Below are 23061 nucleotides of genomic sequence, written 5' to 3'. Positions count from 1 at the left end.
CGGTGGCCGCTTTACGTCCATCACCGACACGATGACGAACCCAGCAACCGCGCTACACCACTATGCGGGACTCAACTAGCAGGTGCCCTCGGCAGTGCCGGAGTGATTGGTTGCTGGGCGCATGTGCAATTAGCTCGGGCCGACGTTATCCGCGGCAAGATTTTTATAGGTATCAAGCCGACTATTTGTTGTTGAGCACGACCACTTGTCGCTGCTGCGGCGGCGGTCCTGGCGACGTCGCCAACGCGGCACGCGGAAATTCGCACAGGTCGTCGGTCACTTCGGCCAGATGACTGGCCACTTGCATGCACAACTGTTACCCAGCTGTTACCGCAGATGAACACTTGTTGCTGCTTGGTGAACACTTGCGAACACCGCGCGTTGGCCGCGGCGGGGATCAAAGCGGGCATCTATTCTCATGCACGGAACGATTGCTGAAACTTCTGAAGGAGGAAGCTAGATGTCGTTCGTGACCACACAGCCCGAGGCGTTATCGGCCGCAGCCGGAACTCTGCAGGGGATCGGCTCGGCACTCAGCGCCCAAAACGCGGCTGCGGCGGCCCCAACGACGGGGGTAGTTCCTGCAGCGGCCGACGAGGTGTCGGCGCTGACCGCGGCCCAGTTCGCCGCTCACGCGCAGATGTACCAGGCGGTCAGTGCGCAGGCCGCGGCCATCCACGAGATGTTCGTGAACACGCTGGGGACCAGCGCGGGATCGTATGCGGCGACCGAGGCCGCCAACGCTATCGCGGCCAGCTGAGTACCGAAGTACCGTTGATAGATGGATTTCACGACCGCCGCAGCCTCCCTGCGGTACGAAATTCGTCCCACCGTCGTTTTATGCACGGTGGCAGCCGGTTAGGGGGAAGGGGGATCGTCCGTTGTCTATTCGGGTCGGCGGTTATGCCACCGCGTAACCCGTCCGGCTATCACTCGTGACTTGGGTCCAGAGCACAGACCAGTAAGGAGATATTCAAGTGACAACGCGTTTTATGACCGACCCGCACGCGATGCGGGACATGGCGGGCCGTTTCGACGTGCACGCTCAGACCGTTGAGGACGAGGCCCGCAAGATGTGGGCTTCCAGCCAGAACATCGCCGGTGCCGGCTGGAGCGGGACCGCTCAGGCTACCTCGTACGACACAATGGGCCAGATGCACACCGCGTTTCGCAACATCGTCAACATGCTGCACGGTGTGCGCGACGGGCTGATCCGCGACGCCAACAACTACGAGGCCCAAGAGCAGGCCAGCCAGCAGATCCTGAGCAGCTGACGCACTGCGGTTTTGGCCGCATCTGCGTAAGCTTTCACAACGTTAGGAGAACACTTCCCATGACGATCAACTACCAGTTCGGTGACGTCGACGCCCACGGCGCTTTGATTCGCGCCCAGGCCGCTTCGTTGGAGGCCGAGCACCAGGCCATCATTCGCGATGTGCTTGCTGCCGGCGACTTTTGGGGCGGCGCAGGCTCGACTGCCTGCCAGGAGTTCATCACCCAGTTGGGCCGCAACTTCCAGGTGATCTACGAGCAGGCCAACGCCCACGGCCAAAAGGTGCAAACCGCCGGCTCCAACATGGCCAGCACCGACTCCGCCGTCGGCTCCAGCTGGGCGTAGCAAACTCAAAACACAGGCACGGCAGCACACCCGAGTCGGTGTGCTGCCGCGTCCTGCGGTTTCCAACTACAGCGACACGAGAGTAGCGATGGACCAACAGGGCACCCGGACGGATATCACCGTCAACGTCGAGGGTTTCTGGATGCTCCAGGCGCTGCTGGATATCCGGCACGTCGCTCCTGAGCTGCGTTGCCGGCCATATGTCTCCACCGATTCCAGCGACTGGCTCAACGAGCACCCGGGCATGGCGGTGATGCGCGAACAGGGCATCGTGACCGACGACACGGTCAACGAGCAGGTGGCCGCGCGGATGCGAGTGCTGGCCGCACCCGACCTGGAGGTCATCGCGCTCCTGTCGCGGGGCAAACTGCTCTACGGCGTCAAGCAGCAGGAAGAAGGCGAGCAAGAGGAGCCGGTCGGGTCGCGCGACATTCCCGACAACGAGTTCCGGGTGGTGCTGGCCCGGCGTGGTCAGCACTGGGTGTCGGCGGTGCGGGTCGGCGACGAGATCACCGTCGACGACGTGGCGATCTCCGACACCGCCTCGATCGCGGCGCTGGTCTTCGACGGGCTGGAGTCGATCCACCACGCCGATCCGGCTGCGATCAACGCCGTCAACGTGCCGCTCGAGGAAATGCTCGAGGTGACCAAGGCCTGGCAAGAATCGGGTTTCAACGTTTTCTCCGGCGGGGACCTGCGTCGCCTGGGCATCAGTGCGGCCACGGTGGCCGCGCTGGGGCAGGCGCTGTCCGATCCGGCGGCCGAGGCCGCGGTCTATGCCCGGCAGTATCGCGACGACGCCAGGGCTCCCAGCGCGTCGGTGCTGTCGCTGAAAGACGGCTCCGGCGGGCGCATCGCGATGTACCAGCAGGCCCGCACCGCCGGGTCCGGCGAGGCGTGGCTGGCTATCTGTCCGGCCACCCCGCAACTGGTTCAAGTCGGAGTGAAGACCGTTTTGGACACGCTGCCCTACGGCGAGTGGAAAACGCATCGCAGAGTTTAAACAATTGCACGGGAAAAACCGTGCGCACCAAGGATTTTGACGGCGCCATTCACTCGGGGTGCGGATCGCCCGAAATGTTCTAGAATTGGCTCGAGAATTGGGACTGGAGTCACAATTATAAATCGCGAGGCGAGACACATGGATTCACAATTCATCGACAAAGAGGTGTCGCGGTGACCACGGTGGTGGCCGAGGCGCCCCAGCCCGGCGCGGAGGCGGTTGCCTCCCCGCAGGCGGCAGTGGTTGCGGTCATGGCCGCCGACGTGCAGATCGGCGTGTTGCTGGACGCCAACGCACCGGTGTCGGTGATGGTCGACCCACTGCTGAAGGTGGTCAACAGCCGGCTGCGAGAGCTTGACGTCGCGCCGCTGGAAGCGACCGGACGCGGCCGGTGGGCGTTGTGCCTGATCGACGGCACCCCGCTGCGGGCCAATCAGTCGCTGACTGAGCAGGACATCTACGACGGAGACCGGCTGTGGCTGCGGTTCATCGAGGACACCGAGCACCGCTCTCAGGTCATCGAGCACATCTCGACGGCTGTGTCGGTCAACCTGTCCAAGCGCTTCGCCGCCATCGACCCGGTCGTGGCGGTCCAGGTCGGTGCCGCGATGGTCGCCGTGGGCGTGGCGCTGGCCGCCGGGCTGCTGGGCTGGTGGCGCTGGCGGGATGACTCGTGGCTGGCCGCGAGCTACGCCGCCGTGGTCGCGATCCTGGTGCTGACGGTGGCCACGCTGGTGCTGATGCGCGCGACATCGGTGGCAGGCCGGCGGGTCGGTGACCTCGTACTGATCAGCGGCCTGGCGATGCTTTCGGTCGCCGCGGCCGCGACACCGCCCGGACCGGTGGGGGCGCCGCATGCGGCGCTGGGCTTCGCCGTCGCCGGCGTCGGGTCGATGCTGGCCATGCGACTGACCGGCCGTCGGCTGGGCATCTACACCGCGATCGTCACGATCTGCGCCGCCGCGATGCTCGCGGGTGCGGCGCGGATGCTGCTGGGCACCGGCCCGGTGACGCTGATGACGTGCGTGCTGCTGGCCTGCGTGATCGGCTACCACACGGCGCCGTCGATGTCGCGCTGGCTGTCGGGAATCCGGTTGCCGGTGTTCCCGTCGGCCACCAGTCGCTGGGTGTTCGAAGCCCGCCCCGACCTGCCGACCACCGTGACGGTCTCTGGCGGCGGGCGTCCGGTTCTGGAGGGCCCGGCCTCGGTGCGTGACGTGCTGTTGCGGGCCGAGCGCGCCCGTTCATTCCTGAGCGGATTGCTGGTCGGGTTCGGCGTGCTGGTCGTGGTCTGCCTGGCGGGCTTGTGCGACCCCCACACCGGCCAGCGGTGGCTGCCGCTGCTGCTGGCCGCCTCTACGGCCGGGTTCCTGATGCTGCGTGGTCGCTCCTACGTCGACCGCTGGCAGGCGATCACGCTGGCACTGACCTCGGTGATCATCGTGGCGGCCGTGGTAGTCCGGTATGCGCTGGTGCTGTCGTCACCGATCGCCGTGTCGGTGGGCGTGGGCATCCTGGTGCTGGTGCCGGCGGCGGGGCTGACCGCTGCGGCGGTGGTGCCCAACACCATCTACAGCCCGCTGTTCCGCAAAATCGTGGAGTGGATCGAATACCTTTGCCTGATGCCAATTTTCCCGCTGGCACTGTGGTTGATGAATGTCTATGCAGCGATCCGTTACCGGTAGCAGCAGAACCGTGGCGATCGCAAGCGCGGCGAAGCCGGGCGCAGCGGGTCGCCACGCCAACCTCCTGCCGCCCGGGTGCACCCGGGCGGCAGGAATAGCTGCCACCACACTCATCGTCGCATCCGCGGCACTGGCCGGGTCGCCGTCGGCCTACGCGATCAACCCACCGGTGATCGACCCGGCCGCAGTACCGCCGGACGGTCCGCCCGGGCCGGAGCAGCCGATGCGGCAAAGCTCCTACTGCACCGAGGTTGGGGTGTTGCCCGGCACTGATTTTCGGGTGCAGCCGAAGTACATGGACATGCTGAACCTGCCGGAGGCGTGGCGGTTCGGCCGTGGCGGCGGGGTCAAGGTCGCTGTCATCGACACCGGGGTGACTCCGCACCCGAGACTGCCGCACTTGACCGCCGGCGGCGACTACGTGATGGGTGGCGACGGGCTCTCGGACTGCGACGCCCACGGAACGATCGTGGCGTCGATGATCGCTGCGGCGCCGGCCAGCGCCGCGGAAACCGCGCCTCCGCCGGCGCGTAAACCCCCTCCCGTTCCCACCAATGAGCCGCCGCCACCCCCACCGCCGCCGCAGACGATCACGATGTCGGTGCCGCCTCCGCCACCTCAGACCATCACGATGGTTCCGCCGTCGCCGACGGAGGAGGCCCCTGCGCAACCGGCCGTGCCGTGGCTGCCGGCGCCGCCCAAGGCTCCGGCGAGCAACAACGGGCACGGAAAAGTGGTGGCGCCCAACTATTCCGGCGGCGGGCAAGCGGTCTCCGTGGACCGCCCGGTCGCGCCGGCACCTCCAGCGCCGCCGGCGGATGCGTTCAGCGGCGTGGCCCCCGACGTCGAGGTGATCTCGATCCGCCAGTCCAGCCAGGCTTTCACGCTCAAGGATGCGTTCACCGGCGACGAGGATCCGCAGACCCGGCAGAAGATGGACAGCATCCGGACCATGGCGCGGGCGATCGTGCACGCCGCCAACATGGGCGCCTCGGTGATCAACATTTCCCAGGTGCTCTGCATGAGTGCGCGCAGCATCCTCGACCAGACCGACCTGGGTGCCGCAGTCCGCTACGCCGCGGTCGACAAGGACGCGGTGATCGTCGCCGCCGCGGGGGACACCAGCCAAAAAGACTGCAAGCAGAACCCGACCTTTGATCCGTTGCTGCCCAACGATCCTCGCGATTGGAACGGTGTGAACACGGTCGTGACTCCGGCATGGTTCAGCGATTACGTGCTGTCCGTCGGTGCGGTTGACTCCGCCGGCGCGCCGCTGGACAAAACGAGCGTGGCCGGGCCATGGGTGTCCATCGCGGCGCCCGGCACCGACGTCGTCGGGCTTTCACCGCGCGACGACAGCCTGATCAACGCTATCGACGGTCCGGACAACACGCTGCTGGTACCGAGCGGCACCAGCTTTTCCACCGCGATTGTCTCCGGGGTTGCGGCTCTGGTCCGTGCGAAATACCCCAACTTGTCGTCACACCAGATCATCAACCGGCTGATCCACACCGCCCGGCCACCGGCGCGCGGAGTGGATAACCAGGTCGGCCACGGCGTGATCGACCCGGTCGCGGCGCTCACCTGGGATGTGCCTGACGGCCCGGCGGTGGCCAAAGAATTGTCGTCCCCGCTGAAGTTGCCCCCGCCGCCGCCCGCACGCAATATGACGCCGGTGTGGGTGGGAGCCGGGGGATTGGCTGCCGCGCTGCTGGTAGCCGCTGCGGTGTTCGGCGGGGCAGTGCTGATGAGGCGAACGGAGCGAGACCGATGAAGGCGCAACGCAAATTCGGGCTGGCCCTGTCGTGGCCGCGGATCACCACAGTGTTCCTCATCGACGTCGCGGTGCTGGCGATCGCCAGTCATTGCCCCGATGCCTGGCAGGCCCATCACATCGCGTGGTGGTCCGGCGTCGGCGTGGCGGCGGTTGTGGCGATCGTCGCGCTGGTGACCTTCCGGGGCATCCCGCTGGCCTCGGCTCCGGTTGCGCGAGTGCGCAATTGGTACGCCGACCCCGAGGCACTCGTCGCCGGATGCACACCGGCGATCGACCACCAGCGCCGGTTCGGTCGCGAGGTGGTGGGGATCCGCGAGTACGGCGCTCGACTGGTCACGGTCATCGCCGTCGAAGGTCCCGCGGACGTGGCCCCGGGCCGGCATCGCCAGCGCCACGCGTCGTCGGGCGTGCTTCCGGTTGAAGCGGTGGCAACGGCGTTGCGCCAGTTCGACGTTCGCCTCGACGGTGTCGACATCGTTTCGGTGGGAACACGCAGCGGGTCCACCGGTGTCGAATCGGCGGTTCAAGACGATTTCGGAGCTGCCGACGACGGCCGTGGACGCCCGCTGGACGAGCGCCGAACTTGGTTGGTGGTGCGGATGGATCCGCAGCACAACGTCGCCGCGGTGGCCGCCCGCGATTCGGTGGCCTCGACGCTGGCCGCCGCCACCGAGCGGCTCGCTCAAGAGCTCAACGGCCGGCGCTGTGTGGCCCGTACACTCAGCGCCGCCGAGATCGCCGATGTGGACGACGCCGTGTTGGCGGGCCTCGACCCGAGCCAAATTCGGCCTTACTGGCGCTATCTCAGACATCTCGACGGGTATGTGACCAGCTTCTGGGTATCGCCGTCGGACATCAACGGGGAGACCTTCGACGAGCTGTGGCTGGCGGACACCGACGCCACCGTCGTCACAGTCCGGCTGCTTCCGCACCGCCACGGCATCGACGTTTCGGCGCTGGTGCGGTATCACAGCGACAAGCGCCTGCGAAAAAAGTTGTGGGGTGGGCTGAATCGACTCACCGGGCGGCAGTTGGCTGCGGTACGCGCCAGCTTGCCGGCGCCGTTGCCCGGTCCGCCGCTGGCGCTGCCGAGCAGGGCATTGGCCGACGACGAACTGCTGGCAGTGCCGATTGACGCAGCCGCGCCGGTTCCGCCCGAGTACTCGGCGAGCACCGCGGGGGCGCCTCGATGACAAGGCCGCCGACCGCCGCGACGGATGCCCGTAACGCGATGGTCGCGGGCCTGCTGGCCTCCGGCATTTCCGTCAACGGCCTACAGCCCAGCCACAATCCGCAGGTGGCTCTGCAGATGTTCACCACCGCCACCCGGCTGGATCCGGACATGTGCGACGCGTGGCTGGCGCGGGTGCTGGCCGGCGATGCCAGCATCGACGTGCTCACCAACGCGTGGGAATCCGTCAAGACGTTCGGCTGGGAGATCCGCCGGCTGGGCTTGTCGGAGTTGGAGTTTCGGCCCGAGGTCTCCGACGGGCTGTTCCTACGGTTGGCGGTCACCAGCGTGGAATCGCTGGCCGCGGCGTATGCGGCCGTGCTGGCCGAGGCGAAGCGATACGACGAAGCCGCGAAGATTCTCGAATCGGTCGAACCGCGGCTGCCGTCCGACGCGGAGTTGCTCACCTATGTGCGGGGGGTGCTGTACTTCCGCACCGGCCGCTGGCCCGACGTGCTCGCTCAATTCCCGGCGGGGAAGCCCTGGCGTCAGCCCGAATTGAAGGCCGCCGGCGCGGCGATGGCCACCACGGCGTTGGCGTCGCTGGGTGTTTTCGAAGAAGCCACCCGCCGTGCCGAAGAGGCCATCGAGGGCGAGCGGGTGCCCGGTGCGGCCAACGTCGCGATGTACACCCAGGGCATGTGTCTGCGGCACTTGGGCCGTGAAGACGAGGCCGTCGAGCTGCTGCGGCGGGTGTATTCGCGCGACTCGAAATTCGCGCCCGCGCGGGAGGCATTGGACAACCCCAACTACCGGCTGGTGCTGACCGATCCGGAAACCATCGAGGCGCGCACCGACCCGTGGGATCCCGACAGCGCGCCAACCCGGGAAGAGGCCGAGGCCGCCCGTCACGCCGAGATGGCCAAGAAGTATCTGGCCGAAGGGGATGCCGAGCTCAACGCGATGCTGGGCATGGAGAAGGCCAAGCGGGAAATCAAGCTGATCAAGTCGACGACCAAGGTCAACATGGCCCGCGCCAAGATGGGGTTGCCCGTCCCGGTGACGTCGCGGCACACCCTGCTGCTGGGCCCGCCCGGCACCGGAAAAACTTCGGTCGCCCGTGCCTTCACCAAACAGCTGTGCGGCCTGGGAGTGTTGCGCAAGCCGGCGGTCGTGGAGACCAGCCGCACCAAACTGCTGGGCCGCTACATGGCCGACGCGGAGAAGAACACCGAGGAGATGCTCGAGGAGGCGCTGGGCGGCGCGGTGTTCTTCGACGAGATGCACACCCTGCACGAGCGCGGCTACCACCAGGGCGACCCCTACGGCAACGCGATCATCAACACCGTGCTGCTGTACATGGAGAACCACCGCGACGAGCTGGTGGTGTTCGGCGCCGGGTACGCGAAAGCGATGGAGCGGATGCTGGAGGTCAATCAAGGTCTGCGGCGCCGGTTTTCGACGGTGATCGAGTTCTACAGCTACACGCCCGACGAGCTGATCGCGCTTACCCAGTTGATGGGCCGGGAAAACGAGGACGTGATCACCGACGAGGCTGTCGAGGTGTTGCGGCCGTCGTATCAGAAGTTCTACGCCGACGAGACGCTGTCGGAGGACGGGGACCTCATCAGGGGGATCGACACGCTCGGCAACGCGGGGTTCGTGCGCAACGTGGTGGAGAAGGCCCGCGACCATCGCAGCTTCCGCCTCGACGACGAGGACCTCGACGCGGTGTTGTCCAGCGACCTCGACGAATTCACCGAGGACCAGCTTCGCCGGTTCAAGGAGTTGACCCGCGAAGACCTCGCCGAGGGACTCAGCGCAGCAGTCGCGGAAAAGAAAACCGACTAGACGCTGACCCGTCGCCCGCGTGAAATAGCTGAAGTGACAGGCGGATTGGCGGTCGCCCCCGGCCCGCGTTCGTTCACAGCAAGTCATCAGCAAACTATTACACAACTCGCAGGTGGTCTGTGTGTCGCGTCGGCTGCGGCGCCGAGTAACCTCATTTCTCACAATAGTGCCTGGTCAGAGCCATTCCTGCGCGCGGTCGCGTCGGACTCAGCACCGCGGCATAGCCGCTTGCAGCAATCTGACCCCGCGGCGGCGCCGAGCTGTCCCCAACGGCAATTTCAAACGGGTTGACCGCCATCAGCGCCGGTGCAAGCATGACGCTGCATGCACCTCGCTAGGTGAGGCGTCTGCACGGATACAGGCCACTGACCCCGAACGTCGAAAGACGCCCAGGGTCAGGACAGCTCCTCCCGGCTTAAGGGTTGAGCCCAAGTGGCTTCCGGGACAACCGGATACGCCGTGCAGTGCCAAAGCTCTGACGAGAGAGGTGCCGTTCAGCCATCCTTGGATGGTTCACCTCTCTTGGTGCAAGCACACGGCCGTGAGGGGGTGAGCGCAGGATCCAAATCTGTTGGCACTTCTAGCAATTGATGACCGTTTCGTTCCGATCCGGTCACGGCAGCGTTCCCGCAGTCTGAATCGGCTTGCGCCAACACATATCTCCGCTTTCGGGACCTATGGGCAATGACGCACCCCGCAAGCAGCACAGCGGCCGAGGCCCGTTTCCGGGTCGGACTGATCCGTAAGGAGAAAGTCCATGTCGTTCGTGACAACACAGCCGGAAATGCTGTCGGCGGCGGCCGGCAACCTGCAGGCGATTGGTGCGGGTTTGACCGCGCAGAACCAGGCGGCAGCCGCCCCGACCACCGCAGTGCTGCCCGCGGCCGCCGACGAGGTGTCGGCATTGACCGCGGCGCAGTTCGCCGCGCACGCGCAGCTGTACCAAGCGGTCAGCGCGCAAGCGTCCGCCGTTCACCAGATGTTCGTGTCCACCCTGGGCGTCAGCGCCGGGTCGTACGCGGCAACCGAGGCGGCCAACGCCGTCGCTGCGAGCTGAAAGGGGGTTTGGCGCAATGGATTACGGAGCATTTCCACCAGAGTTCAACTCCGCTCGCATGTATGCCGGCGCCGGCGCGGGTCCGCTGCTGGCCGCTGCATCGGCCTGGCACGGGCTGGCCGCCGAACTCAGTTCTGCGGCGTCGGCCTACTCCTCGGTGATTTCCGGCCTGGTCGGGGGGTCGTGGCTGGGACCGGGGTCGGTGTCGATGGCGGCGGCGGCCGCGCCCTACGCGGCGTGGTTGAGCACCACCGCGGCACAGGCCCAGCAGACCGCCAATCAGGCCAGGGCCGCCGCGGCCGCCTACGAATCGGCGTTCGCGATGACCGTGCCGCCGCCGGTGATCGCGGCCAACCGCAGCCTGCTGGCGACCCTGGTCGCGACCAATCTGCTCGGGCAGAACACCCCGGCGATCGCGGCGACCGAGGCCCACTACGCCGAGATGTGGGCTCAGGACGCCGCTGCAATGTACTGCTACGCCGCCGCATCGGCAGCTGCCACGAGGGTGACACCGTTTACCGCCCCGCAGCAGAACACCAATCCGGCGGGGCTCGTCGCACAGAGCGCGGCGGTCGCCCAGTCCACCGGTGCGTCAGCCGGCACCGGTGTACAGACCGCGCTGGCGCAGATGGTCTCGACGACGCCAACGACGTTGCAGGCGCTGGCCGCACCTGCGGCGCCTGCAGCGTCGGGCACCGGTTTCTCATCGAGTCTAGGCCCGGGGGATTTCATGAACGCAGGGTCAAACCTCCTGAGCAGTTCCATGACTCCGATGTCGGTAGCCGGTATCACCCAGGTGGGCGCGGACATCGCCGTGATGCATGCCGCGGCTGCCGGCGGACTGGGCATCGACGGTATGGGCGAGATCGCACCGGGAATGGTGCCGGTGATGCCCGGTGCCGGAGTAGCCGCGATCACACCGCTCGGCGCGGGTGGGACCGGAGCAGTGACCGCTACGATCGGCCGGGGCACACTGGTTGGTGCCCTGTCGGTGCCACAAAGCTGGGCGTCAGCCCCGCCGGCCACGACGCCGACCACGGCCTCGTTGGCGTCCAGCTGGGCCGCGGCCCCCCAAGCGGCAGTGGAGGAGATCTCGGGTATGCCCGGTATGCCGGGGATGCCGATGGTGAGTTCGGGCGGGCGCGGTTTCGGTTTCGCCGCGCCGCGATACGGATTCAAACCGACGGTGATTGCACATCCGCCGGCTGCCGGGTAGGAGATCGCAGCCATGGAACAAGCCCCAGCCGTTTATCTGGCGGCGGCGCCGTAGTCGGCTTGTCGCCGAACACTTTTGGTGGCAACAGGTAATACTCGGCTAGTTCACAGGAAGCCACCAGCTAGTTATGATCTAACACCCAGTTAACGCATCTTTCACGACCGGCACGGGTCAGTTCCCAGTACCGGTCGCTCACAGTGCATTTCGGTATGCCCGGATGTCGCGGTTATCCCCAACATAAAAGCCGTTTTGAGTTGACGCGGATAGATCTTGGTGCCAAGATGGCCACTGCAAGCACCTCGCTAGGTGAGGCGTCTGCTACGGACAAAGGCCACTGACCCCGAACGTCGAAAGACGCCCAGGGTCAGGACAGCTCCTCCCGGCTTAAGGGTTGAGCCCAAGTGGCTTCCGGGACACCGGATACGCCGTGCAGTGCCAAAGCTCTGACGAGAGGGGTGCCCCGCCCGACTGGTAGGTAGTCGGGTGGCCTCACTCCTTTGTGCAACCCGTTGGCACCCGCGTGTGCCCTGGCCGTGAGGAGGTGAGAGCGACTTTGAGTCCCAGTGATAGTCACTATCCGAGATCGATGACCGCTTCGCTCGAAACCGACCCCGGCATCATCTCCTTCGTCTGAATCGGCTTGCGCCGCTTCGGTTAACGCACGCGCGCCTTCGTTCAGTGAGTGCGCGTGGTCTTGTCGTGCTCCGGCACGAGCACACCCGCAGATTCCGTCTGCCTTCCGTAAGGAGAACTCCGATGAGCTTTGTGACCACACAGCCAGAACTGTTGGCAGCCGCAGCCGACCACTTGGACGGTATCGGATCGGCACTGGTTGCCCAGAACGCAGCCGCGGCGCTTCCGACTACGGGAGTGGTCCCAGCCGCTGCTGACGCGGTATCTGCCTTGACGGCAACGCAATTCGGTGCACACGCCGCGGTGTATCAGACAGTCAGCGCCCAGGCCGCCGCCGTTCACGAGATGTTCGTGCGCATTTTGGGTGCCAGCGCCGGTTCGTATGCGGCCACCGAAGCCGCTAACACCATTGACGCTGGGTAAGGAGTCTTGCAATGACTGCGGTATTTGACTTCGGCGCATTACCGCCGGAGATCAACTCCGGCAAGATGTATGCGGGTCCAGGTGCCTCGTCGCTGCTGGCGGCCGCTTCCGCCTGGGAGGGGCTCGCCGCTGAATTGCGTACGCAGGCAGCCTCGTACGCGTCGGTTGTCTCGGGACTGACCAGCGAAGGGTGGCGCGGTGCCGCGTCCACGTCGATGGCCGCTGCGGCCGCACCCTATGTCGCGTGGATGAACACCACTGCCGCACAGGCTGAGGAGACCGCGAACCAGGCCAAGGCCGCCGCGGCGGCGTACGGGACCGCGTTTGCGATGACGGTGCCGCCGCCGGTGATCGCCGCTAACCGCGCGCAGCTCGCCGCGCTGGTCGCAACCAACGTCCTGGGGCAGAACACCCCGGCGATCGCGGCCACCGAGGCGCACTACGGCGAAATGTGGGCCCAGGACGCCGCCGCAATGTATGGCTACGCCGGCGCATCGGCTGCGGCGGCCAAGGTGACGCCGTTCACCGCGCCGGCGCAGACCACCAACCCCTCGGGGCTCGCCAGCCAGGCGGCCGCGGTGACCCAGGCTTCCGGGTCGGCCGCGGGCACCAGCACCCAGTCGACGCTGTCGCAGCTGACCTCCACGCTGCCCACGGCGCTGCAGGGGATGGCGTCACCGGCGTCGTCGACGTCGTCCTCGTCGTCCGGACTCGGCGGAATCCTCGGTCTGCTCACCGGACAGGGTTCGGGAAACACTGCGCTGGACAACTTTTGGAATCAGTGGGGCCCGAACGCGAACATCTGGAACACGATCTTCTCGTCGGGTTTCTACATGCCGAGCAACACCTTGGGTGCTTTCACGAGTCTGATGGGCAGCGCTGCCGCCGGCAACGCGGCCGGGGAAGCGTTGGGAGAAGCCGCAACTGGCGGTCTCGGTGCCGCTCTCGGCGCACCGATGCTGAGCCCACTGGGCGGTTTGGGTGGTCTTGGTGGTCTCGGCAGCGGAGTGTCCGCCGGTTTGGGCCAGGCGCCTTCGATCGGCGCACTGTCGGTTCCGCCGAGCTGGACCGCGATGGCTCCACCGGTTACCCCGCTCGGCACGGCATTGGGCAACACCCCACTGAGCGCCAGTCCTGCTGTTGCCGCGGGTATGCCGGGTGTCGCGCCGGCGGGCATGGCCGGACGCGGGGCGAGCGGAGCCGTCATTGCGGACAACCGCTTCTTGGTCCGTCCCCCGATGGTGCCCAGTTGGTCGGCCGTCGGATAGCCATAGTTAGCAACCGATTTCGAGAAAAGGAGATATTCACATGACCACGCGCTTTATGACCGACCCGCACGCGATGCGGGACATGGCGGGCTGTTTCGACGTGCACGCCCAAATCGTCGAAGACGAAGCCCGCAAGATGTGGGCGTCCAGCCAGAACATCGCCGGTGCCGGCTGGAGTGGTACCGCTCAGGCCACCTCGTACGACACCATGGGCCAGATGAACACCGCGTTTCGCAACATCGTCAACATGCTGCACGGTGTGCGCGACGGGCTGATCCGCGACGCGGGCAACTACGAGGCCCAAGAGCAGGCCTCCCAGCAGATCCTGTCCAGCTAGAGGCGATCGCAAGCGCGGCGCAGCCGCGCGCAGCGGGTCGCCGACCAAACAACGAGGAGCTTTCACCATGACGATCAACTACCAGTTCGGTGACGTCGACGCCCACGGTGCTTTGATTCGCGCCCAGGCTGCTTCGTTGGAGGCCGAGCACCAGGCCATCATCCGCGATGTGCTTGCCGCCGGGGACTTTTGGGGCGGTGCTGGGTCGACGGCCTGCCAGGAGTTCATCACCCAGTTGGGCCGCAACTTCCAGGTGATCTACGAGCAGGCCAACGCCCACGGCCAAAAGGTGCAAACCGCCGGCTCCAACATGGCCAGCACCGACTCCGCCGTCGGCTCCAGCTGGGCCTGACAGTTGGCCATGGGCAAATCAATCGGCAATGGGGGTGGCGTGGCGTGACTACCTTGGACCGCATCACGGTTGACGAGGAAGCCGCCTCGCCGCCGCTCACCGCGGTGCTCGACAGCGCTCACGTCGGTGACATCGAGGGCGCCCTGGGCCGAATCAGCATCGGGGACAACGACCGTCCGCGCACGGCCAAGGTCCGGCTGGCGACCATGCTGGCGATCATCGGGCCCGGTTTGATCGTCATGGTCGGCGACAACGACGCCGGCGGTGTTGCGACCTACGTTCAGGCCGGGCAGAACTACGGGTACAGCCTGCTGTGGATACTGCTGCTGTTGATCCCGGTGCTGATTGTCAACCAGGAGATGGTGGTTCGACTGGGCGCGGTCACCGGGGTCGGCCATGCCCGGCTGATCAACGAACGGTTCGGCCGCGGCTGGGGCTGGTTCTCAGTCGGCGACCTCTTCCTGCTGAACTTTCTGACCCTCGTCACCGAATTCATCGGTGTCACAATGGCGGCCGATTATATCGGGCTGCCCAGACAGGTGGTCGTCCCGTTCGCTGCAGTTGCACTGATCGCCATTATGACCACCGGCAGCTTTCGGCGCTGGGAACGCGCGATGCTGGTGTTCGTCGCGGTCACCCTGCTGCAGATTCCGATGCTGCTGATGTGCCATCCGGATCCGCAGCGCGCCGCCAAATCCTTGGTCATCCCGGGCGTTTCCGGGGGAGTCACGTCCGACGCCGTGCTGTTGGTCATTGCCATCGTGGGGACCACCGTCGCACCATGGCAGCTGTTCTTCCAGCAGTCCAACGTCGTCGACAAGCGGATCACGCCGCGTTTCATCGGCTATGAGCGGGCCGACACCACGCTGGGAGCCTTCGTCGTGGTGATCGGGGCGGCGGCGTTGATGATGACAGGTGACTGGGCCGCGCGTGCCACCGACAGCCGTGGGCACTTTGTCGACGCCGGCGCACTCGCGCACCTGCTCGGCCAATCCAACACGACCCTGGGCTCGGTGTTCGCGATCGTATTGCTGGACGCCTCCATTGTCGGGGCGGCGGCGGTGACCCTGGCTACCAGCTATGCGTTCGGCGATGTCTTCGGGCACAACCACTCGCTGCATCGCAGCTTCGCCGACGCCAAGCCGTTTTACCTGTCCTACACCGGGATGGTCGCGGTCGCGGCCGCCATCGTGCTCATCCCCGGCGCGCCGCTGGGGTTGATCACCACCGGTGTACAGGCGTTGGCGGGGTTGCTGCTGCCCAGCGCGACGGTTTTCTTGCTTTTGTTGTGCAACGATCGGGAAGTGTTGGGGCCGTGGGTTAATCGTCCGTGGCTGAATGTGGTCGCTGGGCTCATCGTTGGCGTGCTTTTGCTGCTCTCGGGCATCTTGATGACCACCACGGTGTTCCCCGAACTCGACATTATTTCCATCGTCGACAACCTAGCTGTTGCCCTAGCATGTTGTGCCGCTGTGGTTTTCGCCGTGGTGCGATGGTCGGGCCGTCGGTGGCCCAAGCAACCGGTTTCGTCAGCCTTCATCTTGGCCGACCGCGCCACTTGGCGGATGCCACCCCTGGCCCTGCTGGAGCCGGTCAGGTGGTCGGCGGGGACTCGGCTGGGCATGCTGGCATTGCGCGGCTATCTCCTCCTCGGGGCCATCTTGCTGGCGGTCAAAGCCGTCCAGCTCGGTAGCGCCTGACCCCGCGAGTCGACGCGCTCAGCTATTTCACCGAAATCTGCCGGCCAACTCGCAAACGTTTCCCAGGCGATGTCTGAGGCAGATTGGTGTCCCTGAAGTGCGGCTGGAATCCCTGGTCAAATCGCTTTCACGCGGGCCGGACTGGGCACATCGCGGCCACGGTCCACAGCAACGTCGGCGACTCTGGGGTGATGGCGACATTGAGAACGCTCTCATGCGGGTCGGGTTGACGCGCGTCGGTGTTGGTGTCAACATAGGCGACTGCATGCACCTCGCTAGGTGAGGCGTCTGCACGGATATAGGCCACTGACCTCGAACGTCGAAAGACGCCCAGGGTCAGGACAGCTCTTCCCGGCTTAAGGGTTGAGCCCAAGTGGCTTCCGGGACGACCGGATACGCCGTGCAGTGCCAAAGCTCTGACGAGAGGGGTGCCGCGCCCGGTTGATTGCCGGCCGCCTCACTCCGTCGTGCAACCCCGTTGGCACCCCCGTGTGCCCTGGCCGTGAGGAGGTGAGAGCGACCTTGAGTCCGAGTGATAGTCCCTATCCGAGATCGACGACCGTTTCGCTCGAATCCGACCCCGGCATGGTTTTCACCCCCTGATTCGGCTGACGCCGAATGAGCTGACAAGCGCGTCTTGGCTTTTGCCGAATGTGCGCGGCTTCAGCATGCCCTGATACCGCCGTGTCGGCGCGGGTTCGGTCAGTTCCGCAAGGAGGAGCCCGATGACTTTTGTGACCACCCGACCCGAGTTGTTGACCGCGGCGGCAGCCGACCTCCGGGCCATTGGCGCTGCGATGTTGGCCCACAATGCTGCCGCAGCTGCCCCCACTACCGCAGTCGTTCCGGCTGCGGCCGACGAGGTTTCGGCGTTGACGGCGGCGCAGTTCGCCGCCCACGGCCACCTCTACCAGGGCGTCAGCGCCCAGGCGGCGGCGATTCACGAGCTGTTCGTGTCCACGCTTGGCGCCAGCGCCGGATCATATGCGGCCACCGAAGCTGCCAACGCGGTCGCCGCAGATTAAAGGAGGTTGCCACAATGGATTTCGGAGCACTGCCACCGGAGATCAACTCCGCTCGCATGTACGCCGGTGCCGGCGCCGGGCCGCTGCTGGCCGCCGCGTCCGCCTGGGACGGGCTGGCAGCCGAACTGCGGTCGACTGCCGCGTCGTACCAGTCGGTGATCGCCGGACTGATCAGCGAAGGATGGATGGGACCGTCGTCGGCGGCGATGGCCGCCGCCGCCGCACCATACGCGACGTGGATGAGCACGACTGCCGAGCAGGCGGAGCAGACTGCGGCGCAGGCCAAAGCGGCGGCCGCCGCATACACGGCGGCATTCGCCATGACCGTGCCGCCGGTGGTGATCGCGGCCAACCGCGCCACCTTGGCCACGCTCGTCGCAACCAACGTGCTGGGGCAGAACACACCTGCGATCGCGGCCACCGAAGCCCAGTACGGCGAGATGTGGGCCCAGGATGCCGCCGCGATGTACGGCTACGCTGCCAATTCAGCAGCCGCTTCGAAGGTGACGCCGTTCAGCGCACCGCACCACACCACGAATCCGGGCGGCCTGCTCACGCAAGGTGCTGCGTCCGCCCAGGCTGCCGGGACCAGTACGCAAAGCCAGTTGTCGCAATTGGTTTCGGCGATGCCCACCTCGTTGCAGCAGCTCGCTTCGCCCACGTCGTCCGCGTCGTCGGGGTCGAGACTATCCGGAATCCTCTCGGGCATCCTGGATTCGCCCGACACCGGAGGTCTGGGGCCAAACGCCAATGTCTGGAACACGATTACCTCGTCCGGCGCTACCAACCCGGCTGTCGTCACGTCGATGATGGCGGACATGGCCATGATCAGCGCGAGCCAGAACAGCGCGCTGGACGGGTTGCTTCCGAGCGGTGGCAGTCTGTTGCCCAGCGGCCCGGGAGTCGGCTCGGCGATCGGTGCAACACGCGTCGTCAACGCGATCACTGGTGGGACACCGGTGTCGGCAGGGATCGGCCAGGCGAGATTGGTTGGTGCCTTGTCCGTTCCACAGAGCTGGGCCGCTGCCACACCGGTCGCGAACTCGACCGTGACGCCGTTCCCCGGCGCCGGCTGGACCGCTGCTGCCCCGGACGTGGAGCCGGGCGGCATGCCGGGGATGCCCGGGATGCCGATGGCGGGTTCGGGGAACGGACGTGGCTTCGGCTTCGCCGCTCCGCGATACGGCTTCAAGCCGACCGTGATTGGGCGCCCGGTGGTCGCTGGGTAACCCGGAGGCGGTGTACTCTGGCGAGGTCGGGGTTTGCTGGTTGGCCCGCCGGCCAGTATCGGAGATGAGCGATGCAACCCACTGCCATCGCAGCGGCCGTCGCGCTGCTTCTCGCGAGCGGCGTGCCGCCCGCACACGCCGATTCACAAGATGACGCCTACCTGAAGGCTCTGGCCGAGGCCGGTGTCACCCACTACCCAGCGGACAAGCTTGTCACGGTAGGCCATCTGGTGTGTGCCTACAACTCCGCGGGCGCTGCGCCGTGGCAGATGCAGAACGGGGTGATGGGCTACGGGATCGCACCGCAAGACCTTGATGCGGTGGTGAGCACCGCGGTCAGTACCTACTGCCCGTGACCGAGGCGTGGCCTGTGTCACAGATCTGGGGCTGGGCGGATTCGGTTAAGCCGCAAGGCTATTTAGTTTCTGTCGCATCACATCGTGCCGAACGCCGAGGTGAAGTTGCCTTAACGTAAGTGTTACGTTCCAGCACAACGTATTTGAAGCCGTCCTCTCAGGAGATTCTCAGCCGTCGACCAGCGCTACGCCAGCGACGCCTGTGACGCTTTCCCCTCATTAGGAGACGCAGATGACTATTAAAGCCGAATGCTGTGACGCGGAGCACCCTGCGATGGTCGGCATGAGTTCGTCGGCGCTGGTGCGCCGTAGCGGCGTCGACGCTTACCTGCAACGTCGACGTCATCGACAATGGCGCAATCGCGGGTCGTAAACGGCTGGTTCCGCCGGACCGCCGGCAACGTTGCGCGGCAGTGTGTTTCGCATTGCATTCCTGACCATTGGATTGGCGCCCCAACGCTGATCGGAGCGGACGCCCGTTCGGGTTGAAGGCCGCCCTGATCCAGCAGTGTTGGTCACAAACCCCGCGCTGCCACCGTGACCGATATTTATCGCGGCGAAACTTTGTGGGAACGCAACGCAAACAACGAGAGCGCAAACTCGTTGCGATGGCGGAGGTTTCAGGGTGTCGCGATTGCGGTGCCTGTGGCGGAGATCACCGTTTTAGAACTTTGAGGCATGGCGGCCGCGCATGCAATCGCGGCCTATCGGGGCGACTAGAGGTTAGGTGACATGGATTTTGCGGCGTTACCGCCCGAGATCAACTCGGGCAGAATGTATACCGGCCCGGGGCCGGGCCCCATGCTGGCTGCCGCGGCAGCATGGGACGAGCTTGCCAGCGAGCTGGCTTCGACGGCGTCTTCCTATCAGTCGGTGATCGACGGCGTGGTCAGCGGGCCCTGGCTGGGCGCCTCGTCGGCCTCGATGGCGGCTGCGGCCGCACCGTATGTGGCATGGATGAGCGCAAGCGCAGCACAGGCCGAGGAGACCGCAAACCAGGCCCGCGCCGCGGCTGCCGCCTATGAAACTGCTTTCGCCGCAACGGTTCCCCCGCCGGTTATCGCAGCCAACCGTTCCCTGCTGATGACGCTCATCGCGACCAACATCCTGGGACAGAACACACCTGCGATCGCGGCCACCGAAGCCCACTACATGGAGATGTGGGCCCAGGATGCCGCCGCGATGTATGCCTATGCCGGCTCATCGGCGGCCGCCTCTGCGCTGACGCCATTCACCGAACCGCCGCAGACCACCAACACCGCAGGCACAGCGGCGCAAGCGGCCGCAGTTTCCCAGGCCGGCAGCACGGGCGGCTTGAACATAGGCACCCAGCTGTCCCAACTGGTCAACTCGCTACCGACCGCGCTGCAAAGCCTCGCGACAGGGGTCACGTCGTCGCCCACGACGGGCTCGACGAACCTGTTGTCCGGACTGTCACTGCCGACCTTGATGAACCTGCTACTGCCGTCGGGCCTTTCGACGGATCTGTCGAACTGGAACACAATCTGGTCGACCGTCACCGGCCCGCTTTCCCCCGTGGGCTGGAGCGGCATGCTCGGTGGCCCGTTCCTGTCGTTCGGGCAGGCGTATGCCTACGCCCAAAACGGGCAGGGCGCCGCCGCGTTCCTCGCCGGGCCAAAACCCATCACCGGGGCGCTGGCGCCGCTGGCCGAAGCAGCCAAGCCGGTGCTGAGCTCCGCCGGCTTTGGTGGCGGGCAGGTATCGGGTGCGCTGGGCAAAGCGGCGGTCGTGGGAAGTTTGTCGGTGCCCCAGGGCTGGACCGAGGCCGCCCCGGCGATCAGGACAGTCGCCTCCGTGCTACCCGCGAACCTGGCGGCCGCCCCGGCGTCCTCGCTCGCCGGCGAAGGCACCCTGTTCGGCCAGATGGCCATGTCGAGCCTGGCCGGACGTGCCGTCGCCGCTACAGCGACACGCTCAGCCGGCGGTGCTGCTGCCGCAGGCTCCCTCGGCGGTGTCGTCGCCGAGGCCGATCCCGCCGCGGCCACCATCATCGTGATTCCGGCGGTCGAGCAATGACGGGCACGGCACTGCGCCGCCGAGGCGCAGATGACCGGGTGAGGGGATAGGCATGTTTTACGCAGCGCTTCCGCCGGAGATCAACTCGGGCAGGATTTACAGCGGTCCCGGATCGGCGTCGATGCGAGCCGCCGCCGCCGCCTGGGACGGGCTCGCGGCCGAGCTACAGTCCAGCGCCGTTTCCTATTCGTCGGTGATCTCGAGCCTTACCAGCGGGCCATGGCTGGGCCCGTCAGCGTTGTCGATGGCGGCCGCGGTCGCACCGTATCTGACCTGGATGCACGCCACCGCCGCACAGGCCGCCGAAGCCGCGGCGCAGGCTTCCGCCGCGGCAACCGCGTATGAGGCGGCGTTCGCCGCGCACGTGCCACCGGCGGAGATCGCGGCGAACCGCAGCCAATTGGCGTCACTGATGGCGACCAACATTTTCGGCCAGAACACCCCGGCGATCGCGGCCACCGAGGCCCAATACGGCGAAATGTGGGCCCAGGACGCCTTAGCGATGGACAGCTACGCCGCGTCATCGGCGGCCGCGACCAAGCTGACGCCGTTCACCGCGGCGCCGCAAACCACCAACACAGGCGGGGTAGCAGGCCAGGCGGCCGCAGTGGCCCAAGCTGCCAGCACCCCGGCCGGCGGCGTCCAGTCGCTTCTGTCCGCAGCCGATCCGCTGACGACGGGCGACCCGCTGCTGCAGTGGCTGGCAAATCTTTCGACCGACTACACATCGACCATCAACGGTGTGCTTAACGGCCTCTTTGGGTCAACCGGGGCATCGACCATCACCGGCATGATCAACGGCGTAAAAGGTCCAGTCAGCGCCTTCACCTCGGTGTTCAACCCCATCGGGCTCCTTGTCAACTTCCCGGTCTCGCAGTTCCTCAAGTTCGCCCCCGCCCCGGCGTACGGCGCGCTCCCGAAAGACGCGCTGGGCGGCGGCCTTTTTGGGCCGTGGTATGGCCGCGGTTGGCTGACCAACTCGGTGTCGGCGAGCATGGGCAACGCCGGCACGTTGGCGGGAAACCTGTCAGTCCCGCCGACGTGGGCCACGGCCACCCCGGCTATCAGGACTGTCGCTGCCGCGTTGTCGGCCGCCGCGCCGGACGCCGTGCCGGCGGCCGCAGTGGCCCAGGGCGAGGTGCTCAGTTCGCTACCGGTGGCCGGCATGCTGGGTAGCGCGCTCGGCTCCGGGGCTCCGACCGCTCTGACCCGTACCGGCGCGCGAAGCCGTCTCAAACCGCTCAAAGATCTCAAAGACAGCCACTCGCCAGAACAATTGCAGCGCCTGGTCGCACAGATATCGGAAAAGCCCGAAAGCGTGCAGCACCACACTGTCGACCAAGACGGCCTTGACAGTCTGCTCGAGCAGCTGGCGAAGAAGCCCGGCGTCCACGCGGTGCACTTGTCCAACAGCAAGAGCGACAAACCCAAGGTTGTGCCGGATGCGCAGTTTGGCTAGCGGACAACGTATTTGGAGTCCTAGGACAACCAGCATGGAAGGGTGGGTTATGCGAAAGCTAGTTGCGTTACTTGCCGTTACTACGGCTATCGGCCTAGCCGTGCCGGCGCACGCCGATCCAGGCGACGGCGGTGACGACGCGGGTTTCCTCTCCGCTTTGCAACAGGTCGGTATCCACTATCCGAGCCCAGATCGCGCCGTCGCGTCCGGCAAAGCGGTGTGCAGCTGCCTGAACAACGGCGAATCGGGCCTCGAGCTGGTCCACGACCTGAAATCCCGCAATCCGGGATTCAACATGGAAGATGCCAGCGATTTCGCCATGATTTCAGCGAAATTCTACTGCCCGCAACAACTTTCCAAAGGCTGACATCGCTCAGCGCTAATCGGCGAGGTGCCGATGACCCACCAGGAGATCTGGACGGCGGCCTGCGCCTACGAGCGTCTCATTCCGGGTCGCGGCGTCGGCGTGTTGCTGGACGACGGATCCCAGGTGGCGTTGTTCCGCCTCGACGACGGATCGCTCCACGCGTTGGGCAACATCGACCCGTTCTCCGGCGCCGCTGTGTTGTCCCGCGGCATCCTCGGCGACCGGGCCGGGCGCGCCGTCGTGCAATCGCCCATTTACAAGCAGGCGTTCGCCCTTGACGACGGCAGCTGTCTCGACGATCCGGCGGTAGCGGTACCCGTATATGCGACTCGGGTGGTCGGTCACGTCGTGCAGGTGGCCGCAGAGCCGTCGACGCCGTACCGCCGCACCCGAGGCGCTCCTTAGACCACCGAGCGGGCGAGTTGAGTCCCGCATAGTGGTGTAGCGCGGTTGCTGGGTTCGTCATCGTGTCGGTGATGGACGTAAAGCGGCCACCG

Annotated in this window: 24 protein-coding genes and 3 riboswitches; of the genes, 23 read left to right on the top strand and 1 reads right to left on the bottom strand. The window is 66.1% G+C overall.

Annotation, left to right across the window (positions count from 1 at the left end; all coding sequences use genetic code 11):
* Nucleotides 1-181: 181 nt before the first annotated feature.
* On the bottom strand, nucleotides 182-307 hold the full coding sequence (locus tag AWC14_RS29965; protein WP_268811729.1) for a hypothetical protein: 126 nt from the start codon (nucleotides 305-307) through the stop codon (nucleotides 182-184).
* A gap of 153 nt (nucleotides 308-460) precedes the next feature.
* Between AWC14_RS29965 and AWC14_RS11650 the strand changes: the two genes are divergently transcribed.
* From AWC14_RS11650 to nirD, 23 genes are all read left to right on the top strand, one after another.
* A complete protein-coding gene (locus tag AWC14_RS11650) occupies nucleotides 461-760 on the top strand; it encodes a PE family protein (RefSeq protein WP_045384662.1) in 300 nt (99 codons plus the stop codon).
* A gap of 217 nt (nucleotides 761-977) precedes the next feature.
* The gene (locus AWC14_RS11645; protein WP_045384665.1) at nucleotides 978-1274 is read left to right on the top strand and encodes a WXG100 family type VII secretion target; all 297 of its coding nucleotides are present in this window, start codon (nucleotides 978-980) and stop codon (nucleotides 1272-1274) included.
* A 59-nt stretch (nucleotides 1275-1333) separates the two neighbouring features.
* Complete coding sequence (locus AWC14_RS11640; RefSeq protein ID WP_045384667.1) at nucleotides 1334-1618, top strand: WXG100 family type VII secretion target; 285 nt, start codon at nucleotides 1334-1336, stop codon at nucleotides 1616-1618.
* An 88-nt stretch (nucleotides 1619-1706) separates the two neighbouring features.
* Entirely contained in the window at nucleotides 1707-2621 is a 915-nt protein-coding gene (locus AWC14_RS11635; protein ID WP_045384670.1) for an ESX secretion-associated protein EspG, read from the top strand.
* Nucleotides 2622-2794: 173 nt separating this feature from the next.
* Complete coding sequence (gene eccD / locus AWC14_RS11630; RefSeq protein ID WP_045384671.1) at nucleotides 2795-4306, top strand: type VII secretion integral membrane protein EccD; 1512 nt, start codon at nucleotides 2795-2797, stop codon at nucleotides 4304-4306.
* Between the two features lie 64 nt (nucleotides 4307-4370).
* Nucleotides 4371-6080 carry a type VII secretion-associated serine protease mycosin gene (gene mycP, locus AWC14_RS11625; RefSeq protein ID WP_428838963.1) on the top strand — a complete coding sequence of 570 codons (1710 nt, stop codon included), beginning with the start codon at nucleotides 4371-4373 and terminating at the stop codon, nucleotides 6078-6080.
* Nucleotides 6077-7276 carry a type VII secretion protein EccE gene (gene eccE, locus AWC14_RS11620; RefSeq protein WP_045384721.1) on the top strand — a complete coding sequence of 400 codons (1200 nt, stop codon included), beginning with the start codon at nucleotides 6077-6079 and terminating at the stop codon, nucleotides 7274-7276. Before mycP ends, eccE begins: the two co-directional genes overlap by 4 nt.
* Nucleotides 7273-9105 carry a type VII secretion AAA-ATPase EccA gene (eccA, locus tag AWC14_RS11615; protein ID WP_045384723.1) on the top strand — a complete coding sequence of 611 codons (1833 nt, stop codon included), beginning with the start codon at nucleotides 7273-7275 and terminating at the stop codon, nucleotides 9103-9105. The genes eccE and eccA overlap by 4 nt, the downstream gene beginning before the upstream one ends.
* Nucleotides 9106-9428: 323 nt before the next feature.
* A riboswitch (M-box (ykoK) riboswitch) is annotated at nucleotides 9429-9599 on the top strand.
* A gap of 263 nt (nucleotides 9600-9862) precedes the next feature.
* Nucleotides 9863-10162 carry a PE family protein gene (locus AWC14_RS11610; RefSeq protein ID WP_045384724.1) on the top strand — a complete coding sequence of 100 codons (300 nt, stop codon included), beginning with the start codon at nucleotides 9863-9865 and terminating at the stop codon, nucleotides 10160-10162.
* 16 nt (nucleotides 10163-10178) lie between these two features.
* On the top strand, nucleotides 10179-11378 hold the full coding sequence (locus AWC14_RS11605; RefSeq protein WP_045384726.1) for a PPE family protein: 1200 nt from the start codon (nucleotides 10179-10181) through the stop codon (nucleotides 11376-11378).
* 291 nt (nucleotides 11379-11669) lie between these two features.
* Nucleotides 11670-11840, top strand: a riboswitch (M-box (ykoK) riboswitch).
* A 294-nt stretch (nucleotides 11841-12134) separates the two neighbouring features.
* Nucleotides 12135-12434 carry a PE family protein gene (locus AWC14_RS11595; RefSeq protein ID WP_045384728.1) on the top strand — a complete coding sequence of 100 codons (300 nt, stop codon included), beginning with the start codon at nucleotides 12135-12137 and terminating at the stop codon, nucleotides 12432-12434.
* Nucleotides 12435-12445: 11 nt separating this feature from the next.
* A complete protein-coding gene (locus tag AWC14_RS11590; RefSeq protein WP_045384729.1) occupies nucleotides 12446-13702 on the top strand; it encodes a PPE family protein in 1257 nt (418 codons plus the stop codon).
* Between the two features lie 40 nt (nucleotides 13703-13742).
* On the top strand, nucleotides 13743-14039 hold the full coding sequence (locus AWC14_RS11585; protein ID WP_085241271.1) for a WXG100 family type VII secretion target: 297 nt from the start codon (nucleotides 13743-13745) through the stop codon (nucleotides 14037-14039).
* Between the two features lie 67 nt (nucleotides 14040-14106).
* Complete coding sequence (locus AWC14_RS11580) at nucleotides 14107-14391, top strand: WXG100 family type VII secretion target (protein WP_045384667.1); 285 nt, start codon at nucleotides 14107-14109, stop codon at nucleotides 14389-14391.
* Nucleotides 14392-14435: 44 nt separating this feature from the next.
* Nucleotides 14436-16091 carry an NRAMP family divalent metal transporter gene (locus AWC14_RS11575; protein WP_045373652.1) on the top strand — a complete coding sequence of 552 codons (1656 nt, stop codon included), beginning with the start codon at nucleotides 14436-14438 and terminating at the stop codon, nucleotides 16089-16091.
* Between the two features lie 264 nt (nucleotides 16092-16355).
* Nucleotides 16356-16526, top strand: a riboswitch (M-box (ykoK) riboswitch).
* Between the two features lie 290 nt (nucleotides 16527-16816).
* Nucleotides 16817-17116, top strand: coding sequence for a PE family protein (locus AWC14_RS11570; protein ID WP_045373649.1), 300 nt, complete (start codon nucleotides 16817-16819; stop codon nucleotides 17114-17116).
* 14 nt (nucleotides 17117-17130) lie between these two features.
* Complete coding sequence (locus AWC14_RS11565; protein WP_045373645.1) at nucleotides 17131-18345, top strand: PPE family protein; 1215 nt, start codon at nucleotides 17131-17133, stop codon at nucleotides 18343-18345.
* 71 nt (nucleotides 18346-18416) lie between these two features.
* The gene (locus AWC14_RS11560; RefSeq protein ID WP_045373642.1) at nucleotides 18417-18701 is read left to right on the top strand and encodes a DUF732 domain-containing protein; all 285 of its coding nucleotides are present in this window, start codon (nucleotides 18417-18419) and stop codon (nucleotides 18699-18701) included.
* A 232-nt stretch (nucleotides 18702-18933) separates the two neighbouring features.
* Nucleotides 18934-19074, top strand: a complete 141-nt coding sequence (locus AWC14_RS29200; RefSeq protein ID WP_211282299.1) for a hypothetical protein — start codon at nucleotides 18934-18936, stop codon at nucleotides 19072-19074.
* A gap of 359 nt (nucleotides 19075-19433) precedes the next feature.
* Entirely contained in the window at nucleotides 19434-20738 is a 1305-nt protein-coding gene (locus AWC14_RS11555; protein ID WP_045373639.1) for a PPE family protein, read from the top strand.
* A 52-nt stretch (nucleotides 20739-20790) separates the two neighbouring features.
* Complete coding sequence (locus tag AWC14_RS11550) at nucleotides 20791-22197, top strand: PPE family protein (protein ID WP_045373636.1); 1407 nt, start codon at nucleotides 20791-20793, stop codon at nucleotides 22195-22197.
* 49 nt (nucleotides 22198-22246) lie between these two features.
* Nucleotides 22247-22564 carry a DUF732 domain-containing protein gene (locus tag AWC14_RS11545; protein ID WP_045373633.1) on the top strand — a complete coding sequence of 106 codons (318 nt, stop codon included), beginning with the start codon at nucleotides 22247-22249 and terminating at the stop codon, nucleotides 22562-22564.
* A gap of 30 nt (nucleotides 22565-22594) precedes the next feature.
* Nucleotides 22595-22969 (top strand): nitrite reductase small subunit NirD, encoded by a 375-nt coding sequence (nirD, locus tag AWC14_RS11540; protein ID WP_045373665.1) that lies wholly within the window; start codon nucleotides 22595-22597, stop codon nucleotides 22967-22969.
* The last annotated feature ends 92 nt before the right edge of the window (nucleotides 22970-23061 follow it).

It is taken from the genome of Mycobacterium kyorinense (genome assembly GCF_002101735.1).
Taxonomy (GTDB): domain Bacteria; phylum Actinomycetota; class Actinomycetes; order Mycobacteriales; family Mycobacteriaceae; genus Mycobacterium; species Mycobacterium kyorinense.
This window is presented reverse-complemented; position numbering and strand designations above follow the sequence as displayed.